We start from the raw sequence: 4340 nt of genomic DNA, 5'->3' as shown, positions 1-4340 counted from the left end.
GGGGCCCCGGGGGGGCGGCCCCCCCCAACTCTGCCAATACTCAGTGCGCCTCATCCCAGTTGTTGCCAACGCCAACTTCCACCAGCAGCGGTACATCCAGTTTCGCCGCTTCGCTCATGTGCGTACGAATCTCGGCGCTGACCTGCTCGACCAGATCCTCGCGAACCTCCAGCACCAGTTCGTCGTGCACTTGCAGGATGACCCGCGCGTCCAGACCCGACGTGGTCAGCCAGTTATCCACAGCCACCATGGCTTTCTTGATGATGTCCGCTGCCGTGCCCTGCATCGGCGCGTTGATCGCCGTGCGTTCAGCGGCGGCGCGTTCCTGCGGCTTGTTCGAGTTGATCTCCGGCAAGTACAGGCGACGGCCGAAGAAAGTTTCAACGTAACCCTGATCCGCCGCCTGCGCGCGGGTGCGCTCCATGTATTCGCGCACGCCTGGATAACGAGCGAAGTAAGTGTCGATGTAAGCCTTGGCGGTCTTGGTGTCGACGCCGATGTCCTTGCCGAGCTTCTGCGCGCCCATGCCGTAGATCAGACCGAAGTTGATCGCCTTGGCGCTGCGGCGCTGGTCGGATGTCACTTGATCGAGCTCGACCTTGAATACTTCGGCAGCGGTTGCAGTGTGCACGTCGAGATTGTTGCGGAAGGCGTTCATCAGGCCTTCGTCACGGGACAGGTGCGCCATGATCCGCAGTTCGATCTGCGAATAGTCCGCCGCCAGCAGTTTGTAGCCCTTGGGTGCGACGAACGCCTGACGAATGCGCCGGCCTTCGGCTGTGCGTACCGGGATGTTCTGCAGGTTCGGGTCACTGGAGGACAGGCGCCCGGTCGAAGCCACAGCCTGGTGATACGAGGTGTGGATGCGCCCGGTGCGCGGGTTGATCTGCTCTGGCAGGCGATCGGTGTAGGTGCTTTTCAGCTTGCTCATCGAACGGTGCTCCATCAGCACCTTCGGCAAGCGGTGATCGTCTTCGGCGAGTTTCGCCAGCACTTCTTCCGCGGTGGACGGCTGGCCTTTGGCAGTTTTCTTCAACACCGGCAGACCAAGCTTTTCATAGAGAATCACGCCCAGCTGCTTCGGCGAGCCGAGGTTGAATTCCTCCCCGGCAATGTCGAAGGCTTCACGCTCCAGCGCGACCATTTTGTTACCCAGCTCAATGCTCTGAATGCCGAGCAGTTCGGCATCGACGAACGCGCCCTGGCGTTCGATGCGCGCCAGTACCGGTACCAGCGGGATTTCGATGCCGGTCAGCACGCTGGCCAGACTCGGAATCGCGCTGAGCTTGTCGAACAGGGTCTGATGCAGGCGCAGGGTGATGTCGGCGTCTTCAGCGGCGTACGGCCCGGCCTGTTCCAGGGCGATCTGGTCGAAGGTCAGCTGCTTGGCACCTTTGCCGGCGATGTCCTGGAAGCTCACCGTTGTGTGGTCGAGGTACTTTTGCGCGAGGCTGTCCATGTCGTGGCGGGTCGCGGTGGAGTTGAGCACGTAGGACTCGAGCATCGTGTCGAAGGCGATGCCGCGCACGCTGATGCCTTCACTCTGATCGCCGCCAATGGCGCAGTTGGCCAGAATGTTCATGTCGAACTTGGCGTGCTGGCCGACCTTGAGCTTGTTCGGGTCTTCCAGAATCGGCTTGAGTGCGCGCAGCACGGTGTCGCGATCCAACTGCTCCGGCACGCCGATGTAGGAATGGGTCAGCGGGATGTACGCGGCTTCGTTGGCCTGTACGGCGAACGACAGGCCAACCAGTTGCGCCTGCTGCGCGTCGATGCCGGTGGTCTCGGTGTCGAAGGCGATCAGCCTGGCGTTGCGCAGTTTTTCCAGCCAGACGTCGAAGCGGGCCTGATCGAGGATGGTTTCGTAGGCGGCCTCGACAGGAGCAACAGGTGCCTCGGCTTGCGGGGCGCTGAACAGATCGCCCGCCGGCGCAGGTTCGGCCGCCGCGCTCAGTTCCAGACGCTTGGCATCGCGATCCAGATCATTGAGCCAGCTCTTGAATTCCAGCAGGGTGTACAGCTCGTAGAGTTTGGCCGGATCTTCCTGACCCATCTGCAGATCGTCGAGGCCGATATCCAGCGGCACGTCGACCTTGATGGTCGCCAGTTGATAGGACAGGAAAGCCATTTCCTTGTGCTCTTCGAGCTTGGCCGGCAGGGTTTTTGCGCCACGGATCGGCAGGGTCGGCACGATGTCGAGGTTGGCGTACAGCTCGGTCAGACCGCCGTTGACGCCGACCAGCAGGCCGGACGCCGTCTTCGGGCCGATGCCCGGCACGCCCGGAATGTTGTCGGACGAATCGCCCATCAGCGCCAGATAATCGATGATCTGCTCCGGTGCGACGCCAAATTTCTCCTTAACGCCCTCCACATCCATCGAGCTACCGGACATGGTGTTGACCAAGGTAATGTGGCCATCGACCAGTTGCGCCATGTCCTTGTCACCGGTGGAAATGATCACCGGGCGATCGGCCGCCGCGCTGCTGCGGGCGAGGGTGCCGATCACATCGTCGGCCTCGACGCCGTCGACGCACAGCAGCGGGAAGCCGAGGGCGATCACGCTCTGGTGCAGGGGCTCGATCTGCACGCGCATGTCATCGGGCATGCTCGGCCGGTTGGCCTTGTATTCGGCGTACATCTCATCGCGAAATGTCCCGCCCTTGGCGTCGAACACCACGGCGAAGGGGCTGTCCGGGTACTGCTTGCGCAGACTCTTGAGCATGTTCAGCACGCCTTTGACCGCACCGGTCGGCAGGCCTTTGGACGTGGTCAGTGGTGGCAGTGCATGAAAGGCGCGGTACAGGTAAGACGAACCGTCCACCAGGACGAGGGGGGCTTGGCTCATGAGCAGGATCAACCTTTTCGGCGGGTCCGGCGCTAGAATAGCGGGACCGTTGACGACAAAGGGACAAGGTTATCATGCGTACGTTAAATCGTTTGCTGCTGGTCGGGTTGATCGCTGTCTCACCACTGGCCGCGATGGCGGCGGATGATGCGCCGGGCGGCGACCCCGAGGTCACCATCCGCACGGAGGGCGACAAGACCATTCAGGAGTACCGCCAGAACGGTTTCCTGTATGCGATCAAGGTCACGCCAAAGGGCGCGCCGCCGTACTTTCTGGTGCGCGCCGACGGGACGGATGCCAATTTCATCCGCTCGGACCAGCCGGATATGCTGATCCCGTCATGGAAGATCTTCGAATGGAAGTAGGTTTTTAATTCACTCGGCGCCGCCGCTGCGGCGCCCGTACTGGCAGTTAAGACATGTCTGTGTTCACTCCCCTGGCTCGGCCCGAGCTGGAAACCTTTCTCGCCCCTTACGGGCTCGGCCGCCTGCTTGATTTCCAGGGGATCGCCGCCGGCAGCGAAAACACCAATTTCTTCATCAGCCTGGAGCAGGGCGAGTTTGTCCTGACCCTGGTCGAGCGCGGCCCGGTGCAAGAGATGCCGTTCTTCATCGACCTGCTCGACGTGCTGCACGAAGCCGAACTGCCGGTGCCTTACGCCCTGCGCACCACCGACGGCTTGGCCCTGCGTGAGCTCAAAGGCAAACCGGCGCTGCTGCAACCGCGCCTGTCCGGCAAGCACATCAAAGTCGCCAACGCCCAGCATTGTGCCCAGGTCGGCGAGTTGCAGGCGCATCTGCACCTGGCGACCCAGGGCGAGCGCATGATCAAGCGCAAGACCGATCGTGGGCTGGACTGGATGCTGGAGGAGGGCACTGAATTTCTCTCGCACCTGAGCGATGAGCCGCGTGCCTTGCTGCAAAAGGCGCTGGATGAGATCACCGAGCGCAAAGACAAGATCCTTGCACTGCCTCGGGCGAACATTCACGCCGACCTGTTCCGCGACAACGCCATGTTCGAAGGCACCCACCTGACCGGCCTGATCGACTTCTACAACGCCTGCTCGGGGCCGATGCTGTATGACGTGGCAATTGCCTTGAATGACTGGTGTTCGGACGAGGAGGGCGTGATCGATGGCCCGCGCGCCCGGGCATTCCTCGGTGCCTACGCGGCGTTGCGCCCGTTCACGGCGGCGGAGGCTGAGCTCTGGCCAACGATGTTGCGTGTGGCCTGTGTGCGGTTCTGGCTGTCACGCTTGATCGCCGCCGAACAGTTCGCCGGGCAGGATGTGTTGATTCACGATCCGCAGGAATTCGAGCAGCGCCTGGCGCAGCGGCAGAAGGTCAATACACCGTTGCCCTTCGCCCTCTGAGTAGATTCGCCAAGCAAACACGAACCTGTGGGAGCGAGCCTGCTCGCGAAGGCGGCGGCCCGTTCAGCATTTTTGCTGACTGACCCACCGCTTTCACGAGCAGGCTCGCTCCCACAGGGTTTG

3 protein-coding genes are annotated in these 4340 nt (G+C 62.1%); 2 read left to right on the top strand and 1 reads right to left on the bottom strand.

Annotated elements, in window-relative coordinates; all coding sequences use genetic code 11:
- Positions 1-40 precede the first annotated feature (40 nt).
- Positions 41-2845, bottom strand: coding sequence for a DNA polymerase I (gene polA / locus QMX86_RS27490; protein ID WP_282387624.1), 2805 nt, complete (start codon positions 2843-2845; stop codon positions 41-43).
- 74 nt (positions 2846-2919) lie between these two features.
- Here polA and QMX86_RS27485 point away from each other — a divergent pair, with 74 nt between their 5' ends.
- The gene (locus QMX86_RS27485) at positions 2920-3210 is read left to right on the top strand and encodes a DUF2782 domain-containing protein (RefSeq protein WP_039757137.1); all 291 of its coding nucleotides are present in this window, start codon (positions 2920-2922) and stop codon (positions 3208-3210) included.
- Between the two features lie 53 nt (positions 3211-3263).
- Positions 3264-4217 carry a homoserine kinase gene (locus QMX86_RS27480; RefSeq protein WP_110644676.1) on the top strand — a complete coding sequence of 318 codons (954 nt, stop codon included), beginning with the start codon at positions 3264-3266 and terminating at the stop codon, positions 4215-4217.
- Positions 4218-4340: the final 123 nt, after the last annotated feature.

This window comes from Pseudomonas sp. PS01270, assembly GCF_029959775.1.
Lineage (GTDB): Bacteria > Pseudomonadota > Gammaproteobacteria > Pseudomonadales > Pseudomonadaceae > Aquipseudomonas > Aquipseudomonas atacamensis.
Note: the sequence above shows the minus strand (reverse complement) of the source record. Positions and strands in the feature narration are given on the sequence as shown.